Raw genomic sequence first — 17,615 nt, forward strand, 5'->3', positions numbered from 1 at the left:
GGGGCGGTGGCTGGGGCTGCGGTCACTGGGTAACCTTCCGCTGGGTCGACTTCAGGAAGACGAAGGAGAGGATGAACGTGGCGAGGGCCAGGACCACCGAGAACGCTGCGGCCAGATTGTAGTTCGGTACCGAAGCGGTGGTGTAGACCGCGAGGTTGGGCGTGAACGTGCTGTTGATCGCCGAGCTGAAGCTTCGCAGGGTCTGCGGTTCGGCGAGAAGCTGAAGGGTGCCGATGATCGAGAAGACTGCCGTCAGGATGATCGCCGGGATCACCAGGGGAATCTTGATGCGCCACGCGATCTGGATGTTGCTCGCACCATCGAGCCTCGCGGCCTCGTAGATTTCGGTGGGGATCGCCAGCAGCGACGCATAAATGATGAGCATGTTGTATCCGACGTACACCCAGGTCACGATGTTGGCGATGGCCCAGAGCACGAGGTTCGCTGACAGGAAGTCGACGTTCGATGTCACAGCGCCGAAGGGTGAGAGCGACGGCGAGTAGAGGAACCCCCACATGATGGCGGCGATTACTCCCGGGACTGCATAGGGGGCGAAGAACGCCAGGCGGAAGAACTTTTTCCCTTTCAACAGGGGTGAGTCCAGCAGCAGGGCGAACAACAGCGCCAGCCCCAGCATGATGGGCACCTGGACAGCTCCGAACACCATCACCCGGCCCACCGACTGCCAGAACGCGCTGTCCTGGAACACCTGCTCGTACTGCACGAGGCCGCCGAACACCTGGCGGGGTGCGCCGAAGGTGCCCTCGCGCTCGACGGTGAGCAGCGACTGCACAATCGCGTAGACAATCGGAACGGCGTAGAAGGCGAGGAACAGGAGCCCGAACGGCGCGATGAACAAGGCGACGGCGCGGCGCTGCGCTCCTGACGAACGGTTTTTCCTCGCGACCGGAGGAGCCTGTGGTGCCCCGGCCGGAGGGTTAGTGACTGTCATGGCCTGCGTCCTTTCGGCCCTGAGCCAGGCCGTGGGTGTCGGAGATTTCTGGGGTGGTGCGAACGACGCGCACTGCGCCGGCGGGAACGACGACGACACCGGACACGGCTTCGTCAGTCAACAGTTCCAGACCGCTGACCCGGTGTTTGCGGTCCTCGGTGGTGTGGTTGATCAGGAAAACGTACTCGTGGCCGTTGCCGCGCCGCGTGACTGACTCCAGTCCCGACTGCACCTCGGGCAGCACCACGCCGGCGGTCACCGCCGCACGCAGCAACAGGTCCTTCAGGACGCCACTGTCCAGAACCGTCGCGGCATACCATGCCTCACCGGCCCCAAAGTGGTTGCGGGTCACCGCTGGGGTGCCCACGTGGTTGCCGGTGGCATAGCTCAGGATGGCTTCGGCGCTGGTGAGGCGGAGTGCTTCGGACCAGAGGGAGGCGGGGGACCCGTTGTCGAGGGTGAGCGGATGTGCCGGATCGAGTGGGAAAAACTCTTCCGTGCGGATGCCCAGCAGATCCCTGAAGGCTCCGGGGTACCCGCCGGGGCGTACCCGTTCGTTCTCGTCAACGATGCCGCTGAAGAAGGTGACGAACGCAGATCCGCCGTCGTCGACGAAATCCCTGATCACTGCGGCATGCTCGTCGCGGATCAAATACAGGTTGGGAACCACCACCAGCTTGTAGCGGGAGAGGGGCGCGCCGGGGGCGACGACGTCGACAGTGAGTCCGGCTTCCCACAGCGCGGTGTAGGCAGCGTGGACCTGGCTGAGGTAGCTGACGTCACCCGAGGGGTGCGACTCCTGGTCGTGGGCCCACCATGCCTCCCAGCTGAAGACGAGCGCCACCTCGGCGTGCACCGTGGTTCCGGCCAGCTCGCGCAGCTTTCGGAGGGATGCGCCGAGACCGACGACGTCGCGCCAGGTCTGCGAATCGGTGCCGGCGTGGGGGAGCATGGCGGAGTGGAACTTCTCGCTACCCTGCAGCGATGCGCGCCACTGGAAGAAGCAGAGACCGTCGGCTCCGCGCGCCAGGTGGCCGAGTGAGTTGCGGACCATCTCGCCGGGTCCCTTGGCAATGTTGCGGGGCTGCCAATTGACGGCGCCGGTGGAATGCTCCATCAGCAGCCATGGCTTGCCCTGGGCGAGTCCGCGGGTGGTATCGGCTGCAAACGCCAACTCAACCAGGGGTGCGTCGAGCCGATGGTCGAGGTAATGGTCGTTGGCAATGACGTCCATCTCCGGGGCCCAGGACCAGTAATCCTGGTTGCGGATGTGGGCGGCCACCATGAAGTTGGTGGTGATGGGGATGGAACTGTGGTCCCGGATCACTGCTGCTTCGGCCTGGTAGTAGTCAAGCAGCGCGTCGGAACTGAAACGTTGAAAGTCGAGCTCCTGGGTCGGGTTCAGGGCCGAAATGGTGGCCCGCGGGGGGAGGATCTGCGCCCAGTCCGAATAGCGCTGGCTCCAGAACGAGGTGCCCCAGGCCCGGTTGAGCTCCTCGACGGTGGTGTAGCGGCGCTGCAGCCAGGTGCGGAATGCTGCGGCTGAGATGTCGCAGTAGCACAGGGCGTTGTGGCAGCCCAGTTCATTGGACACATGCCATACGGTGACCGCGGGGTGGCTGCCGTACCGTTGTGCCATCTGTTCCACCAGTCGGAGCGCGTGCTCGCGGAATACCGGGGAACTGGGGCACCACGCCTGGCGTCCGCCGGGCCACCGCCGGGTGCCGTCGGCCATTTGCGGGAGGATCTCCGGGTGTTGAGCGGTCAGCCAGGGGGGAGGGGAGGAGGTTCCGGTTCCCAGGTTCACTGAAATGCCGTTGGCATGCAGCAGCGCCAGGACCTCGTCCAACCGGTCAAACGTCAGGACGCCGTCGGCGGGTTCCAGCTCAGCCCAGCCGAAGATGTTGATGGCGGCGAGGTTGACGCCCGCCTCCTTCATCAACCGGATGTCCTCGGGCCAAACGGCTGGATCCCATTGCTCAGGGTTGTAGTCACAGCCGTACACCAGATCTCCGCTGCCGGACAGCTCCGTGACAGTGGTGTTGCTCGAATTCAACCCGGCTCCTCGTCGTCGTTCGTGAACGTTCGGCTCGAGGGCGGCCGGAGCATCGAAAGCGTTCTGTGAACGCTCCCAGAGTCGGCAATCGAACTCACCTTCGAGGTCTTCTGTGAACGTTCCCAGAGTAAGGCACGTCACATTTACTTGTCAACGAGATTGTTGGGCCGCGGGTGCGATGCCAGCCTGGGGCCGGCCCTGAGGCAGGCCACGGGGGCGGGTAGTCGCTCGGCTAAAGTACAGGTATGGAGTCAACGCGCACGCGCACACGCAGGGCAACCATCAATGATGTTGCGTCGGCTGCCGGGCTGTCCCGTGGGACGGTGTCGCGGGTTGTCAACGGGGAACGCTACGTGTCCGAGGACGCGAAACTGGCCGTGGAAGAAGCGATCCTGCGGGTCGGATATGTGCGTAACTCAGTGGCCAGGAATCTGGTCCGGCAGAAGTCCGGAGCCATCGGCCTGATCATTCACGAACCTCACTCGCTGCTGTTCGAAGACCCCAACATCGGGTCTATTCTGTTGGGCGCCAACGCGGTGTTGTCAGCCGCCGACTATCAGCTGGTCTCCCTCATCATCGACTCCGAACGCGATAGCCGCAGGGTTGCCGACTATCTGCAGGGCGGTCTGGTGGATGGTGCGGTGATCGTGTCCGCGCGGGCTTCCGACCCTATTGCCCTGGCGGTCAAGAATCTTGGTGTGCCTGCGGCCTTTGTCGGACACCCACCGGGGATTCCGGATATTCCGTATGTTGCGATCGATAACGCAGCGGCCGCCGAGGCCATCACCGCCCGGCTGCTGGGCACTGGACGGACCCGGGTGGGCATGATCGCGTGCGCGCTTGACCGGGACTCTGGCCAGGACCGGCTGGCCGGGTTCAAGGCCGCGATGGGGGATCTGTTTGATCCCGGGCTGGTGGTGGAATATCCGCTGTATACGTATGGGTTTGGGCTGGAGGGGATGCAGGAGCTGCTCAGGCGCCGCCCTGACCTCGACGGCGTTTTTGCTGCATCCGATGCGGTGGCCGCCGGGGCAATGACAGCCCTGCAGGAAAGCGGCCGCCAGATCCCGGCGGACGTGGGGATTGTCGGCTTCGACGACAGCAGTTGGGCGCTGCGGTGCCGGCCTCAGCTGTCAACCGTCAGGCAGCCGGCAGATCTGCTGGGTAAGCGGGCGGCGGAGTTGGTGCTGGCCCAGATCAGGGGGCTGCCGAGCCCCGCGGAAGTGCTTGAGACGTCGGTGATGTGGCGGGGATCGGCCTAGCGTGGTGGCAGGGCACTATCTCCGCAGCCGCCGTCGGGCCCGCCTGATCGCCACGGTGCACTCGTGAATTCCGCTGGAGCAGTAGTAAAGGTCCCGTGGGTACCGGTGCCTGATCCACCGCAGCAACCGGTCCGTCAGGCTGACCTGGGTCCGCGCATCCGCCGGATACGTCATCAGCCACCTGTCGTCAAGGAAGCCCGGCAGGCAGAACACCAGATCATGGGCAGTGAACAGCCGGAGGAACGCACCTTGCGGATGGAACTCACGCTCCGCGGCGAGTAGTGTCCCAGCGTCGGTTCCCAGCACCGCGTCGGCGTCGACTGACTCCAGATAGCAGTACAGGTGCGCCATCACCCGGTAGTACCGTGCGCCGACCGAGTGGCTCCGGCCCGCACTGACGTCCTGAAGGAACGTTCGCACAATGACATCGATATGAGGAATATCCGTTTCCATGCCCAACTGTCCCATCGGGCTCTGACAGTTTGAGGCCTCAGTGGCGGACGGATTGCAGGTGTCCGGTTTGCCGATCCAACCGTCTCGGTGAGCAAGCTGGACAGGAAGGGTCAACGTGGGCGTTGGTGAACAAGATGTTGGACACGGATGTCCAGGTTGCCCACCGAGATGACGAAGGCGACGACGACGGGCGCGGGCTCCTAGCGAGTTAGACGGTGACGGGCTCGACGACGATCGCCACCCGGTCCTCACCGATTCGGGTGAGGACCAGCGTGGCCTTCTTTTTCCCGGCGGATTTCCGTGCCTTCCCCGACCCGGCAAGGAGCTGCTTGCGAAGCTCTTCGGGGGTCACCGAGGTACCGCGTTTCTTGATGTCCAGCACGCCGATGCTGTTCTCACGGACCCACGTCCGGAGGGCCTTGACGTTATACGGCATCACGCTCAACACCTTGTAGGCCCGGGCGAACGGGGTTTCCTGCAGCGTCGCGGCGCAGATGTACGCGATCCGCGGATCCAGGAGGTGGCCATCCAGTTGCCGTGCGACGTCGGCCACCAGCCCGGCGCGGATCACTGCGCCGTCCGGTTCATAGAGGTAACCTGCGGGGGTGCCCACCGGAGGCCGGGTTTCGTCGTCGAAATCGGCTGCACTATTGAGCTCTGCAGCGCCGTGGGAGCTTATCACCAGCGCGGAACGGCGCACGTCAGGGCGCTTCAGGGAGTTGAACCAGAGTGTCACCTCGGTGACGTCCCCATCGACCGACACCCACTGCGCCTCGCATCCTGCAGGCACCGCATCGTGGGGGATACCGGGCCCCAGTTTGACCCCGACCGGGGTCCCTGCGTCGGCGAGCCGCTCCACGAAGGACAGGGGAGGGGAAAACGCCTCCGGGTCGAAGACCCGGGTGGTACCCGAGGTGCTGGTGATGCGGCGGGCGGGGTCCAGCCAGACGCCGTCGTACCCGGTGAGGTCGAACGACTCCGCGTCACCACCGACCACAGTGGCATTGGGCCAGGGCATCAGGTTCATGGTCGCGGCGGCGGCGGTGGTCTCGTCGAGCTCCACGGCGGTGACCTGGCGGTCCAGGCTGGCCAGGGCGATCGCGTCGGCACCAATCCCGCAGCCCAGGTCGGCGACCCGTTCAAGGCCAGCCGTGACGAAGCGTTCGGCGTGGCGGGCAGCCACACCGAGGCGGGTGGCTTGCTCCAGGCCAGCGGCAGTGAACAACATGCGGGCAGCGAACGGCCCAAACTTCGTTTCCGCCCTGGAGCGCAACCGGGACTGGGTGAGAGCGGCCGCGATGACCTCCGGGTCGTGCCCTGCCCGGCGCAGCGAGGTGCTCAGGCGCATCGTGTCGGCTTCGTTGTACGGAGCCAGCGAGTTCACCAGGTCCCAGCCCGCAGGGGTCAGGAGCGGCGCGATCAGGTCAGTCGCGGCGGCGGCGGTCATCTCAGTAGCCTCGGGCGTCCCCGGCATCGGTGCCGATGGTGCTCAGCGATATCTCGGGGGAGTTCTTCTCGACCCGGCGCAGCGCCCAGATGTCATTGAACAGGGCCAGATACTCGCCGTCGGACCGGACCAGCACCTCGGTGCCACGGATAGCACTGAGAGCTGCCTGCGCGTCATGGGTGGTGAGGCGGGCCAGCGAATAGGGGAGGGGCTCCATTCGCATCGGTGCGCCGAAGTCGTGCTCCATCCTGTCCGCCACCACCTCGAACTGCATCGGCCCGACGGCCGCCAGCACCGGCGCCTGATCGCCACGAAGATCCGAGCGCAGCACCTGAATGATTCCCTCATGGCCCAGCTGTTCAATCCCGCGCCGGAACTGCTTGAAGCGGCCGGCATCCTTGGACCTGGCCACCCGAAAATGCTCGGGGCTGAACAGGGGGATCGGCGGGAACTCCACCGGTTCCTCCACATAGAGACTGTCGCCCATCCGCAGCGCCGATGCGTTGACGAGCCCGACGACGTCCCCCGGCCAGGCCTCGTCGATCACTTCTCGTTCACGGCCGAAGAGCTGCTGGGCATACTTGGTGGCGAAGGTTTTCCCCGAGTTGGCGTGGGTGACCACCATGCCGCGCTCGAACACGCCGGAGCAGACCCTGATGAATGCTACGTGGTCGCGGTGTGCGCGGTTCATGCCGGCCTGGACCTTGAAGACGAATCCCGAGAACGGGGCATCGACCGGACGGGGGGTGCCGTCAACGTCCCTGCGGGGGCCGGCGGCTGGTGCCAGGTCAACCAGGGTGTCCAGGATGTGCTGGACACCAAAGTTCAGAACTGCTGACGAGAACAACACCGGAGTGCCCGTCCCGGCGTGGAAGCTTTCGATGCTGAACGGCTGGTTCGATTCGATGACCAGCGATGCTTCGTCGAGGGCGTCCGTCCAGGCGTCGCCCTCCTGCGCCAGGGCTTCGGCCGGGCTCAGGTGCTCTTCCGTGGCAAGGGAGGCGCCGGCGTTCTTGCGGGTGAAACGAACAAACTCGTCGCGTTTGAGGTCCCACACGCCGCGGAAGTCGCCGGCGAAACCCACCGCCCAGGTCAGCGGCATCGGAATCAGCCCGGTGCGCTCCGTGACTTCGTCCATGAGTGCCAAAGCGTCCAGCCCTGGGCGGTCCCACTTGTTGATCACCGTAATGATGGGGATGTTGCGTTGCCGACAGACCTCGAACAGCTTCATGGTCTGGGTCTCGAGGCCCTTGGCCGCGTCGATCAGCATGACCGCGCAGTCCACTGCGGCCAGTACCCGGTAGGTGTCCTCGGAGAAGTCGGAGTGGCCGGGGGTGTCCAGCAGGTTGATGACAGTGTCCCGGTAGGAGAACTGCAGCGCCGTGGAGCTGATGGAAATGCCGCGGTCCTTTTCCATCTGCATCCAGTCGGACACGGTCTCCCGGCGGTTCTCCTTGCCGTTGGTGGCACCGGCCGTGCCAATCACGCGTGCGTGAAGGGCCAGGGCTTCGGTCAGGGTCGATTTGCCGGCGTCGGGGTGGGAAATGACGGCGAAGGTCCGACGGCGGGACGCCTCCTGGGCGATGCCAGTGTGGCGCTGGGTGGAGGCCTGTACCTGCTGGGTCACGAAACTGCTTTCGAAAGATGGTGGGAATGCCATTGATGGCCAGTTCCCCAGTCTACTGGGCGGAGTCTAACGGCGTCGAAGCGCGACCGAAGCGCGACCGAAGCACGGTTGAGGCGCGGATGCAGCACAGTTGCCCAGTGGCAGGTCTGTTTCGCTGGGCATAGACGGATATGCCCACTGAAGGTGCCCTTCTGGTGAGCAGGAGGAAGGCACTAGGCTTCAGCCATGGATAACGGGGAGGGCCAGTACGAGCGCCCCGACAACGCTGCCATCCTGCAGCGGCGATATGGAGTAACGGTCGGAAGGACGCCCGGACTTGCCGCGGGCCGGGTGGTACTGAACCCTCATGCTTTCCTGAAGGGCTGGCTGGTGACCTTCGGCATCTGGGCTCTCTCCACCCTGCTGTTCTGCATCGCCAGCGAGATTATCGGCCCGAACTCCGGTGCGGTGACGGTGTGGGGGTTCACGATGATGGTGAGCCTGGTGGTCGCCCTGCTTGTCGCTGCACCACTGGCCCTGGTGCTCGGCCTGCTATTGCGTCGGGTACTGAACCAGTGGCTCCACGCGGTGGCCTTCGCCGTCGTGTTTGCTGGCCTGGCCGCTGCCACGACCGTCCTGGTGCTGCCGGGGACGGGGTCAACCCTTCCTCTGATCCTCGCCGCCGTCGTCGGGATCTCCGCCGGGGTAGGCAGGGCATCGATCATCCGCAACGTGAATCCCTGAACCATCCGGACCGAAATATGGCTGCGCTCGCAGCGCAATCTGGCACTCACCTTGACCGAGTGCTAACCAATGCATAAAGTCGGACTTGGCACTCTCACCATGAGGGTGCTAACTCCTTCAGGGAAGCGTGAACCGGCACCGCGACGACGGTGAGCGCCATCCGAAGGCCTAAATTCCATTTGTCACCCAAGCGAAGGAGAGGTCCGCGTGCCGGTCTCTATTAAGCCTCTTGAGGATCGTATTGTTGTCCGCCCACTGGAAGCCGAGCAGACTACTGCCTCGGGTCTGGTTATCCCGGATACTGCCAAGGAAAAGCCCCAGGAGGGCGAAGTTGTTGCAGTAGGCCCAGGCCGCGTTGACGATAACGGCAACCGCGTGCCTGTAGATGTAGCCGAAGGCGACATTGTCATCTACTCGAAGTACGGCGGAACTGAAGTCAAGCACGCCGGTGCAGAGTACCTCGTGCTCTCAGCCCGCGACGTTCTGGCGATCGTCGTTAAGTAGTTTCACTCGAGAGAACCCCGGCCCCACAGGCCGGGGTTCTCTCGTCGGTGCGTGAAGACGTAGCGAGAACCACCAGGTTTTTCACAAGCAGTATTTGCACAATGGAAGAGGAACACATCATGGCAAAGCAGTTGAAGTTTGACGACGCTGCACGCCGCGCGCTGGAAGCGGGAGTCAACAAGTTAGCTGACACCGTCAAGGTGACGCTCGGCCCCCGCGGCCGCAACGTCGTGCTGGACAAGAAGTGGGGCGCCCCCACCATCACCAACGACGGGGTGACTATCGCCCGCGAAATCGAACTGGACGACCCGTTCGAGAACCTCGGTGCTCAGTTCGCCAAGGAAGTGGCCACCAAGACCAACGACATCGCCGGTGACGGCACCACCACCGCGACGGTGCTGGCCCAGGCACTGGTCACCGAAGGCCTGCGGAATGTCGCAGCCGGCGCTGCCCCATCACAGCTGAAGCGTGGCATTGAGGTCTCCATCGAGGCCGTTGCTGCCCGCCTGCTTGAGAATGCCCGCGAGGTTGTCGGTCAGCAGACCGCCAGCGTTGCGTCCATCTCGGCCCAGAGCTCAGAGGTTGGCGAGCTCATCGCTGAAGCCTTCGAGAAGGTCGGCAAGGATGGCGTGATCACCATCGAGGAGTCCTCGAGCACCCAGACCGAACTGGTCCTCACCGAGGGCATGCAGTTCGACAAGGGTTTCCTCAGCCCGTACTTCATCACCGATGCCGAGCGTCAGGAAGCGGTGCTCGAAGACGCACTCATCCTGATCAACTCCGGCAAGATCTCCTCGCTGCAGGAATTCCTGCCGCTGCTGGAGAAGGCGCTGCAGGCCGGTAAGCCCCTGTTCATCATCGCCGAGGACATCGACGGCGAAGCGCTGTCCACCCTCGTGGTGAACAAGATCCGCGGCACCCTGAACGTGGTCGCTGTCAAGGCACCAGGCTTCGGCGACCGCCGCAAGGCCATGCTGCAGGACATCGCCACGCTGACCGGTGCGCAGGTCGTTTCGCCTGACCTCGGCCTCAAGCTGGATCAGGTGGGCCTCGAGGTGCTGGGTTCGGCTCGCCGGATCACCGTCACCAAGGACACCACCACCATCGTTGATGGCATTGGCACCGAGTCCGACGTTGCGGACCGCGTCGCCCAGATCCGTGCCGAGGTTGAGCGCACCGATTCCGATTGGGACCGCGAGAAGCTGCAGGAACGCCTGGCCAAGCTGGCCGGCGGCATCGGAGTCATCAAGGTTGGCGCAGCCACCGAGGTTGAGCTCAAGGAAAAGAAGCACCGCATCGAGGACGCCGTGTCAGCGACACGCGCGGCTCTCGACGAGGGCATCGTCGCCGGTGGCGGCGCTGCGCTGATCCACGCGTCGAAGGCACTGGACACCGACCCAGCCGTCCTCGCCCTTGAGGGCGATGCGGCAACGGCCATCAACCTGGTGCGCCGTGCCCTGGCCCAGCCACTGCGCTGGATCGCTGAAAACGCTGGCCACGAAGGCTACGTCGTGGTGCACCGCGTCGAGGAACTTGAGCCCGGACACGGCTTCAACGCTGTCACCGGTGACTATGAGAACCTCGTCGACGCCGGCATCATCGACCCCGTCAAGGTCACCCGTTCAGCACTGCGGAACGCGGCCTCGATCGCTGCTCTGATTCTCACCACCGAAACCCTCGTGGTGGAGAAGCCTGAGACCGACGACGAAGAAGGTCACAGCCACTAGTCCCCTCAAGGGCTAGACAGGCATGACAGCACCCCTGATCCTCGGATTGGGGGTGCTGTCATGTGGTGGGCAGTTCTCCCCATCGCGGGATGCAGCGGTCCGTGAAATGCTGCAGGAGTGCAGCGAAACGGTGCACTTTAAACGCAGGGCAAACGAAACTGGGGACATTCGGCTGTGACAGCTTGGGATATCGATGCGGCATCAGCGCGAGGGATTATCGCGCGCACGGTGGAGGAAATGCTCGAATTTCACACCGCGGGCGATGAGATGGACACCGCGATCCAGGTTGCTGCCAGCGCCAGCAACAGTCCGGGCATCGCGGCCGCGCTCGCGTCCGTGTACGACGACTACGTGAAACTGCTCATCAGTAACGCGACCGTCAGGGCCACCAACGCCTGCAACGGGACCAGCCAGGCAGTCAACTGGTACGTCCAGGGCGACCTGGACATGGCCACAACCTCCCAGCACAGTGCCTCGCAGGTGCCCGAATGACAACGGTGAGCTTCGCCGGGGTGCCGACCTTCGCGGACCCGGACCTCCTCGATACGGAGGCGGAAGCAATCAAAGCGGCAGGGGCGCGGGTCAAGGAGATCGCAGCGAACTGCAGCGCCGTCTGGGTCGAACTTGGCGCCGTGTACAGCGCACCGGAATCGGCTGAGGTGCTGGCAGCGTTCACCCCGGTTGACTCTTTCGGGGAAGAGACCCAGACCGTTTCGGCACTGATCGCTACGGCGCTGACCACCTTCGCGGCCACCGCGAGGACCCTCAAGACCACTTACAACTCACTCGTCCTGCAGGCGGGGCAAAATTCAGGGTCCGACGACGACGCGGCTGACGTTGCTGCGGCCAACCAGGACACCCAGATCCTGGTGGACCAGCTGGCCCGCGACTACCAGGAAGCTGAGGCGGTGTGCATAGCGGCGCTGGGGGCCGCCAGCGGGCAGGTGTACTCGCCCGGGTGGGTCGACACGCTCGGAATTGGCACCTCAACCGTCAACGAGATTGTGGATCGGGTCCAGCACTCCCAGTTCCACGTCCGGGTCCCTCTGGAGACCGTCCGCTCCCCACGAGTCTTCGACCTGGAACTGGGCCCACCGATCCGGCCCACCGGGCCGCTCCACATGGACGACATGCCCTATGACTACATCGACGCTGACGGCAAGAAATGGACCCAGACGCCGTCGGGCCTGCTGGTCCGCACCGGCACAACGGCCGACGTCACGCGGCCACCTATCGACGTGGAGAACTATCAGCGGCCTGGGCCACAGCTGACTACCCCCGACAGGGTGACATCGCCTCCCGATTGGGCACGAAACGCCGGGCGGGGACTGTTCGTCGTCGACGTCGGAATGACCGTCTGGTCGCACGGCACCTCCCAGTACAACGAGGATCTGGTGAACCATCCGGAGTGGACCGACGGTCAGCGCGCAGCGAGTGTGACTGAAGACGTGGTCATTGTGGGCGGCACCTCACTCGCCGGCGGAGCCGCGGGGGCATTGGCCGGCGCCAAGGGTGGTGCAGTGCTCGGCGCAGCGATCGGTTCGGTCATTCCAGGGGCAGGCACCGCAGCCGGTGCCCTCGTTGGCGGTATCGTGGGAGCGGTCGGTGGCGGAATCATCGGCAGTAAGGTAGGCGAACAGGTCGGCGAAGGGATCAAGGACGTATGGAATTCCCTGTGGGACTAGCAAGTCTCCTTGCGGGGCTGATCATGATGCTCTGCGGCATCAATGCTTACCGCGGGCGCTGGCGGAAGTGGTTGCAGCCGGGCCTGATCCCCAGAGTGGACAGCTACGTCGGCCCCGGCCTGCTGTATGGCGGGATCGGGTTTTGCCTTGCACCGCTGTCAGCGCTGCTCGCCGACAATAACTCACCTCGCGCCCTCACAGCAGTGGTGGTCTCCCTGGCAATCGGAGGCATTCTGGTGTGGCTCCTGAGCACGGCCTGGCTGCCGAGATTCATGCGCCCCCGCTGGGTGAAGGTCAAACAGGGCAGCAGCGACCTCTTCCCCGCAAACCCAGGAGCCCGATGAGCGAGTTCGTCCTCGAAACCACACCGCGCCTGGATTTTCAGCGCCCGACGGACTGGCTCCCGAGCCAGGTTGATGGAGTCGACCGGGTGGTGCTTGCGCCGCCGAGTTGGGGAGGCTTCAGGCCTTCGCTGGTAGTCACCAGCCAGCCCTACGACGGCACCATCGCCAAACTCTCCACCTTCGCGATGGCGGCCGCCATGGGAGATCTGCAGCACACCTACCTGATTGCCTGTGAGATCTGGCAGCACCCGGCAGGCACGGGCCGGAGGATCGAATACACCCACCGGCTGGACGATCAGGTGCTGCACGTCCAGCGCTGGACTTTCGCCCACCACGGGTATGCCATTGACTTCACAGCCACCTGCGCCACCACCCAGCTCACCTCGGTCGACCCAATGTTTGACCACGTGGCACGCACACTCCAGCTCCGAGGCGAATCATGAACGAATACCCGCATAAAGAGCCGCGCATGGACGGATTCCTCGCGCACCATACGGGAGAGCGACTTGAGGAGCTATCCGGGATCGCGGGTCGGCAGCCCTATGCCTCAGCGGGTCCGAAAATTTCCCCGGAAACGCTCGAGCTGCTGGAAACGGCAGCCCAGGCGGGGAAACTGGGCCGGCTGGTCGCCGGAAGCAGGTCGGCCGACCTCGCTCCGCTGGTCAGGGCCGGGCTGCTGACCGACAAGGGTGCCCTCACGTCGCAGGGTCGCCTGGTGACGGGACCCTGGCGTGAGTCGTTTGCGTCGTTGCGGCTGTCGGCTCAACACCAGGGTCGGGCCTCAGATTTCCAGGTCTGGATCAGCGCTGAAGGGTGTCTCGTGTTGGCTGGGCCGTCGGCCGCAACGATGATCAGCGGTCCAGCGGATGAATGGCACCAGGTGGATTTCCTGGCAGCCGATCACCTGTATCCGGCACTCGCAGCGTGGGTCGGGATTGCGCCAGCCTGGAACGTAGCATCGGAGACGTCAGTCGTCGACGGCGAACTGGTGGGCGCGCGGGTCCGCGACCGGACAGTGGCACCGCCTGTCGGTGCCGATGCGCCGCTGGTCAACATGTGGCAGCAGCCCTGGGTTCTGTGGCGGCTGGTGGTGGAGCCTGACCATACGCATGCCGTTCCCGCCACCTACCTGAACGCGGGTAGCGCTGGCCACTATCACCTCGGTAGCGACGACGCCGGTACTCACCTCACGCCGGTCCCCTCCAGCGCGGTCTATCGGGTGCTGGCCCACCAGATTGATGCTCTGCTGCATTCCTGAGCGGTCCGGGTTGTGTCGAATCGCACGCTCCCGGAATAGGGTGCACCCGGCAATCGCTTTAGGATGAGAGTCTGGCAATCCGAATATCCCTCGGCCAGCTTCTACCCACAGACCATCTGAGAAAGAGGCGACGCAGTGACCCAGCCGTCCCAGCGCGACGAAACCCATGACCCCTTCGGATTCGTTGGCCTGACGTACGACGACGTCCTGCTCATGCCCGGTCTCACCGATGTGATCCCGTCCGAGGCCGACACCAGCTCGCGGGTCTCCAAGCGCATCACCGTTCAGACTCCGCTGTTGTCCTCGGCTATGGACACCGTCACCGAGGCACGCATGGCCGTGGCCATGGCCCGCCAGGGCGGCCTCGGAGTAATCCACCGCAATCTTTCCATTCAGGACCAGGCCGAGCAGGTGGACCGGGTGAAACGCAGCGAGTCCGGCATGATTACCCACCCGGTGACCATCGGACCCGATGCCACCCTTGCCGAGCTGGATGAACTGTGCGGTCACTATCGGGTGTCAGGTCTCCCCGTGGTCGATGACGCCGGGCACCTGTTGGGCATCGTCACCAACCGGGATACCCGGTTCGTCTCCGAACATGAATGGCCGCACCGTTTGGTGCGCGCGGTCATGACTCCCATGCCGCTGGTGACCGGGCGGGTAGGGATCAGTGGCGAGGATGCGATCGGGCTGCTTGCCAAGAACAAGATTGAAAAACTCCCCCTCGTTGACGGAGAAGGCGTCCTCCGCGGCCTCATAACTGTTAAGGACTTTACAAAAGCCGAGCAGTATCCACTCTCCACGAAGGATGACGAAGGCCGGCTGCGGGTGGGTGCTGCGATCGGTTTCTTCGGCGATGGGTGGGATCGCGCCATGGCCCTCGTTGATGCCGGGGTGGACGCCCTGTTCGTTGATACTGCCAACGGGCACAGTGCCGGAGTCCTGGAGATGATCGCCCGGCTCAAGGCTGAACGGTCCCTGGCTCATGTCGATATTATCGGTGGCCAGGCGGCAACCCGGGATGGCGCCCAGGCGCTGATCGACGCCGGTGCCGACGGTATCAAGGTCGGGGTGGGCCCCGGATCCATTTGCACGACCAGGGTAGTGGCGGGCGTGGGAGTACCCCAGGTCACCGCCATCTACGAATCGGCCAAGGCCGCCATCCCGGCAGGTGTGCCAGTGATCGCCGACGGCGGTCTGCAATACTCAGGAGACATCGGCAAGGCGCTGGTTGCCGGCGCCGACACAGTCATGCTCGGTTCGCTGCTGGCCGGCTCGGCCGAAGCCCCTGGCGAACTGATCTTCGTGAACGGCAAACAGTACAAGACCTACCGGGGCATGGGGTCCCTGGGCGCAATGCAGACCCGCGGGAAGAATACGTCCTACTCGAAGGACCGTTACTTCCAGGCTGATGTAACCGGAGACGACAAGCTGATCCCGGAAGGCGTTGAGGGCCGTGTTGCCTATCGCGGACCGCTCGAGTCGGTCGCCTACCAGCTGGTCGGAGGGCTGCGTCAGACCATGTTCTACACGGGTGCCCGCACCATCGGAGAGCTGAAGGCGAAGGGCAAGTTTGTCCGGATCACCTCTGCCGGTTTGAAGGAGTCGCACCCCCACGACATCCAGATGACCGTGGAGGCTCCGAACTACGGCAGCAAGTAACGCACCGGGCGCGGGTCAGCCGAGTGCGGGAGTCCCGGCACAACCGGGAGAGCCATGACAGATCATGAGCTCCGCCCACCCCGGCCCCCTCGACCGAGGCTTTCTCTCAGGCCCTACGCACGCGCCGTGGGGCAGGTCCTGCGGGTGAGCTTCAAAGCGTCACCGGGCGCCGTCATCATGAAGGTCGTTGGGTCACTGATCGCAGCGATCCTCCCCTTGGTGACCACCTATTTCGCCGCGCTGACCACGACTGCGCTCGCCGAGGCCTACGCCGGGAATCCCGACGCTGGCCAACAGGCGGTGCTCTATGTGCTCATCACCGCCGGGCTGGGATTGTTCTGGGGCGCCTTCACCAGCGTGGACCGGTACATCCAGCAGGTCATGAGCTTCAGGGTGGGTGCGGTGGTGGGCGACCTGATGTACGAGCGGTTTCTCGCGCTTGAGTTTTGGCGGTACGACGACAAGGACACCGTCGACCTGTATGACCGGGCCAAACGGTTCTCGGATTCTTATTCACGTGTTCTTGACCGGATCGCCGCAATTTTCACCCAGCTGGCCTCGGTGATCCTGGCGATCGGCGCGCTCCTACTGGTCAGTTGGTGGGTTGCACTCGTCGTCCTGATCGCGATCATCCCAAGCGTCTACCTGCAGTTCAAGCTGTCCCGCGAACAGATGGCCCACTGGAATACCCAGGTGGATTCACGCCGGCAGCGCCGGCTGATTGAAACGAACCTGATTCGACCGCAACATATTGCCGAGATGAGGCTCTACGGCATCGTGGGCTACCTAATGGACCTGCGGTCCCGACTCCGCGATGCCGACGAACTTCGCCGATTGGAGTTCCAAAAACGGTACATTCCCAAACAGCTGGCCGCAGATGCGCTCCAGTACGGCGCCGAGGTGGTGGCCCTGATCTGGGTGGTGGGCCAAATTATTGCCCGGGCACAGCCCGTGGGACAGTTCCTCTACATCCAGCAGATTGTCAGCCGTGCGCTCACGACCGCCAATTCGCTGGTGACCTCGCTCAGCTCAATCGATGAAGATCTTGCGAACCTCAAAGACTATGAGGAATTCATGAAGTACCCCACGGCCGTCGGCGGCGGGGAGGTGCTGGCCAAGGCGCCGGCGGAGGTGACGTTGCAGAACATTACCTACACCTACACCGGTGGGACAGCCCAGGTGCTCAAGGGCATTTCCCTGAGCATCCGGAAGGGGCAGCACATTGCCATTGTCGGGGAGAACGGCGCGGGCAAGTCGACCCTGATCCGCATTCTGGCCGGGTTATACCAGCCGGAATCGGGCGAGGTGCTACTGGATGGGCAACGCCTCAGGGGCCTTGATATCAGCTCATGGCATCGGCATCTGGCGGTGATGTCGCAGGATTTCCTCAAGTACGAATTCGCGACGGCGGCCAACAACATTTACTTCGGGAATGTGTCAGTGCCTCGGGACGATACGCGGATCGAGCGTGCCGCCCGCGACGCCGAGGCCAGCGACTTCATCGGAAACCTCCCCAACGGGTTTGAAAACCATGTCAGCAACTGGATGGAAGACCCCCGTGGGCGAAAGGGGAGTGGGCTGTCCGGCGGGCAATGGCAGCGCCTGGCAATGGCCCGCAACTTCTATCGCGGCGCCCCGTTCATCGTGCTGGACGAGCCCACCTCGGCGATCGACGCGCTCGCCGAACACCGCATCTTCGGTCGGCTTTTCGCTGACCGGGAACACACGATCATTGCCGTCAGCCACCGACTGGCCACTATTGAAAAGGCCGACGTCATTTACATGCTCGAGGACGGTCAGGTCGCGGAGTCGGGCACCCACGCTGAACTGGTGACTCTCCGAGGTCGGTACTTCAGGATGTTCGAGAGCCAGCTGGGGCTTGACCCAGAGAACGGGACTGGAACCTGATCCGCTC

General features: G+C 64.0%; 16 protein-coding genes. 11 read left to right on the forward strand and 5 right to left on the reverse strand.

What is annotated here, in order from left to right; genetic code table 11:
* Positions 1-22 precede the first annotated feature (22 nt).
* Both ABD059_RS01505 and ABD059_RS01510 read right to left on the reverse strand, forming a co-directional pair.
* Positions 23-952, reverse strand: coding sequence for a carbohydrate ABC transporter permease (locus ABD059_RS01505; RefSeq protein WP_343877318.1), 930 nt, complete (start codon positions 950-952; stop codon positions 23-25).
* Positions 939-3,008 carry a beta-galactosidase gene (locus ABD059_RS01510; protein ID WP_343877319.1) on the reverse strand — a complete coding sequence of 690 codons (2,070 nt, stop codon included), beginning with the start codon at positions 3,006-3,008 and terminating at the stop codon, positions 939-941. The genes ABD059_RS01505 and ABD059_RS01510 overlap by 14 nt, the downstream gene beginning before the upstream one ends.
* A gap of 245 nt (positions 3,009-3,253) precedes the next feature.
* Here ABD059_RS01510 and ABD059_RS01515 point away from each other — a divergent pair, with 245 nt between their 5' ends.
* Positions 3,254-4,270 (forward strand): LacI family DNA-binding transcriptional regulator, encoded by a 1,017-nt coding sequence (locus ABD059_RS01515; protein ID WP_343877321.1) that lies wholly within the window; start codon positions 3,254-3,256, stop codon positions 4,268-4,270.
* 15 nt (positions 4,271-4,285) lie between these two features.
* Here the strand turns inward: ABD059_RS01515 and ABD059_RS01520 are convergent, their stop codons facing one another.
* The 3 genes from ABD059_RS01520 to ABD059_RS01530 form a co-directional block, all read right to left on the reverse strand.
* Positions 4,286-4,723, reverse strand: a complete 438-nt coding sequence (locus ABD059_RS01520) for a hypothetical protein (RefSeq protein ID WP_343877323.1) — start codon at positions 4,721-4,723, stop codon at positions 4,286-4,288.
* 208 nt (positions 4,724-4,931) lie between these two features.
* The gene (locus ABD059_RS01525) at positions 4,932-6,170 is read right to left on the reverse strand and encodes a class I SAM-dependent methyltransferase (protein WP_343877325.1); all 1,239 of its coding nucleotides are present in this window, start codon (positions 6,168-6,170) and stop codon (positions 4,932-4,934) included.
* Position 6,171: 1 nt separating this feature from the next.
* The gene (locus ABD059_RS01530) at positions 6,172-7,830 is read right to left on the reverse strand and encodes a peptide chain release factor 3 (RefSeq protein WP_377959508.1); all 1,659 of its coding nucleotides are present in this window, start codon (positions 7,828-7,830) and stop codon (positions 6,172-6,174) included.
* A 192-nt stretch (positions 7,831-8,022) separates the two neighbouring features.
* Here ABD059_RS01530 and ABD059_RS01535 point away from each other — a divergent pair, with 192 nt between their 5' ends.
* From ABD059_RS01535 to ABD059_RS01580, 10 genes are all read left to right on the forward strand, one after another.
* The gene (locus ABD059_RS01535) at positions 8,023-8,520 is read left to right on the forward strand and encodes a hypothetical protein (protein WP_343877329.1); all 498 of its coding nucleotides are present in this window, start codon (positions 8,023-8,025) and stop codon (positions 8,518-8,520) included.
* 207 nt (positions 8,521-8,727) lie between these two features.
* A complete protein-coding gene (gene groES, locus ABD059_RS01540; protein WP_019481570.1) occupies positions 8,728-9,024 on the forward strand; it encodes a co-chaperone GroES in 297 nt (98 codons plus the stop codon).
* A gap of 119 nt (positions 9,025-9,143) precedes the next feature.
* A complete protein-coding gene (groL, locus tag ABD059_RS01545) occupies positions 9,144-10,751 on the forward strand; it encodes a chaperonin GroEL (RefSeq protein WP_343877331.1) in 1,608 nt (535 codons plus the stop codon).
* Positions 10,752-10,925: 174 nt separating this feature from the next.
* On the forward strand, positions 10,926-11,243 hold the full coding sequence (locus ABD059_RS01550; RefSeq protein WP_343877333.1) for a DUF6507 family protein: 318 nt from the start codon (positions 10,926-10,928) through the stop codon (positions 11,241-11,243).
* A complete protein-coding gene (locus tag ABD059_RS01555; protein ID WP_343877335.1) occupies positions 11,240-12,436 on the forward strand; it encodes a hypothetical protein in 1,197 nt (398 codons plus the stop codon). The genes ABD059_RS01550 and ABD059_RS01555 overlap by 4 nt, the downstream gene beginning before the upstream one ends.
* Positions 12,427-12,780 carry a hypothetical protein gene (locus tag ABD059_RS01560; RefSeq protein ID WP_343877337.1) on the forward strand — a complete coding sequence of 118 codons (354 nt, stop codon included), beginning with the start codon at positions 12,427-12,429 and terminating at the stop codon, positions 12,778-12,780. The genes ABD059_RS01555 and ABD059_RS01560 overlap by 10 nt, the downstream gene beginning before the upstream one ends.
* Positions 12,777-13,223, forward strand: a complete 447-nt coding sequence (locus ABD059_RS01565; RefSeq protein ID WP_343877339.1) for a hypothetical protein — start codon at positions 12,777-12,779, stop codon at positions 13,221-13,223. The genes ABD059_RS01560 and ABD059_RS01565 overlap by 4 nt, the downstream gene beginning before the upstream one ends.
* Positions 13,220-14,038 carry a hypothetical protein gene (locus ABD059_RS01570; protein ID WP_343877341.1) on the forward strand — a complete coding sequence of 273 codons (819 nt, stop codon included), beginning with the start codon at positions 13,220-13,222 and terminating at the stop codon, positions 14,036-14,038. The genes ABD059_RS01565 and ABD059_RS01570 overlap by 4 nt, the downstream gene beginning before the upstream one ends.
* A 135-nt stretch (positions 14,039-14,173) precedes the next feature.
* Positions 14,174-15,700 (forward strand): IMP dehydrogenase, encoded by a 1,527-nt coding sequence (guaB, locus tag ABD059_RS01575; RefSeq protein ID WP_343877343.1) that lies wholly within the window; start codon positions 14,174-14,176, stop codon positions 15,698-15,700.
* Between the two features lie 54 nt (positions 15,701-15,754).
* Positions 15,755-17,608, forward strand: a complete 1,854-nt coding sequence (locus ABD059_RS01580; RefSeq protein ID WP_343877344.1) for an ABC transporter ATP-binding protein — start codon at positions 15,755-15,757, stop codon at positions 17,606-17,608.
* Positions 17,609-17,615 lie beyond the last annotated feature (7 nt).

The organism is Arthrobacter flavus, assembly GCF_039526005.1.
Classification (GTDB): domain Bacteria; phylum Actinomycetota; class Actinomycetes; order Actinomycetales; family Micrococcaceae; genus Arthrobacter_D; species Arthrobacter_D flavus.

Excerpts from the sequence above, each read along its gene's own strand:
- ABD059_RS01555 (WP_343877335.1), top strand. The coding sequence starts at position 11,240 with ATGACAACGGTGAGCTTCGCCGGGGTGCCGACCTTCGCGGACCCGGAC.
- ABD059_RS01565 (WP_343877339.1), top strand. The coding sequence starts at position 12,777 with ATGAGCGAGTTCGTCCTCGAAACCACACCGCGCCTGGATTTTCAGCGC.
- groL (WP_343877331.1), top strand. The coding sequence starts at position 9,144 with ATGGCAAAGCAGTTGAAGTTTGACGACGCTGCACGCCGCGCGCTGGAA.
- ABD059_RS01505 (WP_343877318.1), bottom strand. The coding sequence starts at position 952 with ATGACAGTCACTAACCCTCCGGCCGGGGCACCACAGGCTCCTCCGGTC.
- ABD059_RS01515 (WP_343877321.1), top strand. The coding sequence starts at position 3,254 with ATGGAGTCAACGCGCACGCGCACACGCAGGGCAACCATCAATGATGTT.
- ABD059_RS01580 (WP_343877344.1), top strand. The coding sequence starts at position 15,755 with ATGACAGATCATGAGCTCCGCCCACCCCGGCCCCCTCGACCGAGGCTT.
- ABD059_RS01530 (WP_377959508.1), bottom strand. The coding sequence starts at position 7,830 with ATGGCATTCCCACCATCTTTCGAAAGCAGTTTCGTGACCCAGCAGGTA.
- ABD059_RS01535 (WP_343877329.1), top strand. The coding sequence starts at position 8,023 with ATGGATAACGGGGAGGGCCAGTACGAGCGCCCCGACAACGCTGCCATC.
- ABD059_RS01520 (WP_343877323.1), bottom strand. The coding sequence starts at position 4,723 with ATGGAAACGGATATTCCTCATATCGATGTCATTGTGCGAACGTTCCTT.
- ABD059_RS01570 (WP_343877341.1), top strand. The coding sequence starts at position 13,220 with ATGAACGAATACCCGCATAAAGAGCCGCGCATGGACGGATTCCTCGCG.
- ABD059_RS01525 (WP_343877325.1), bottom strand. The coding sequence starts at position 6,170 with ATGACCGCCGCCGCCGCGACTGACCTGATCGCGCCGCTCCTGACCCCT.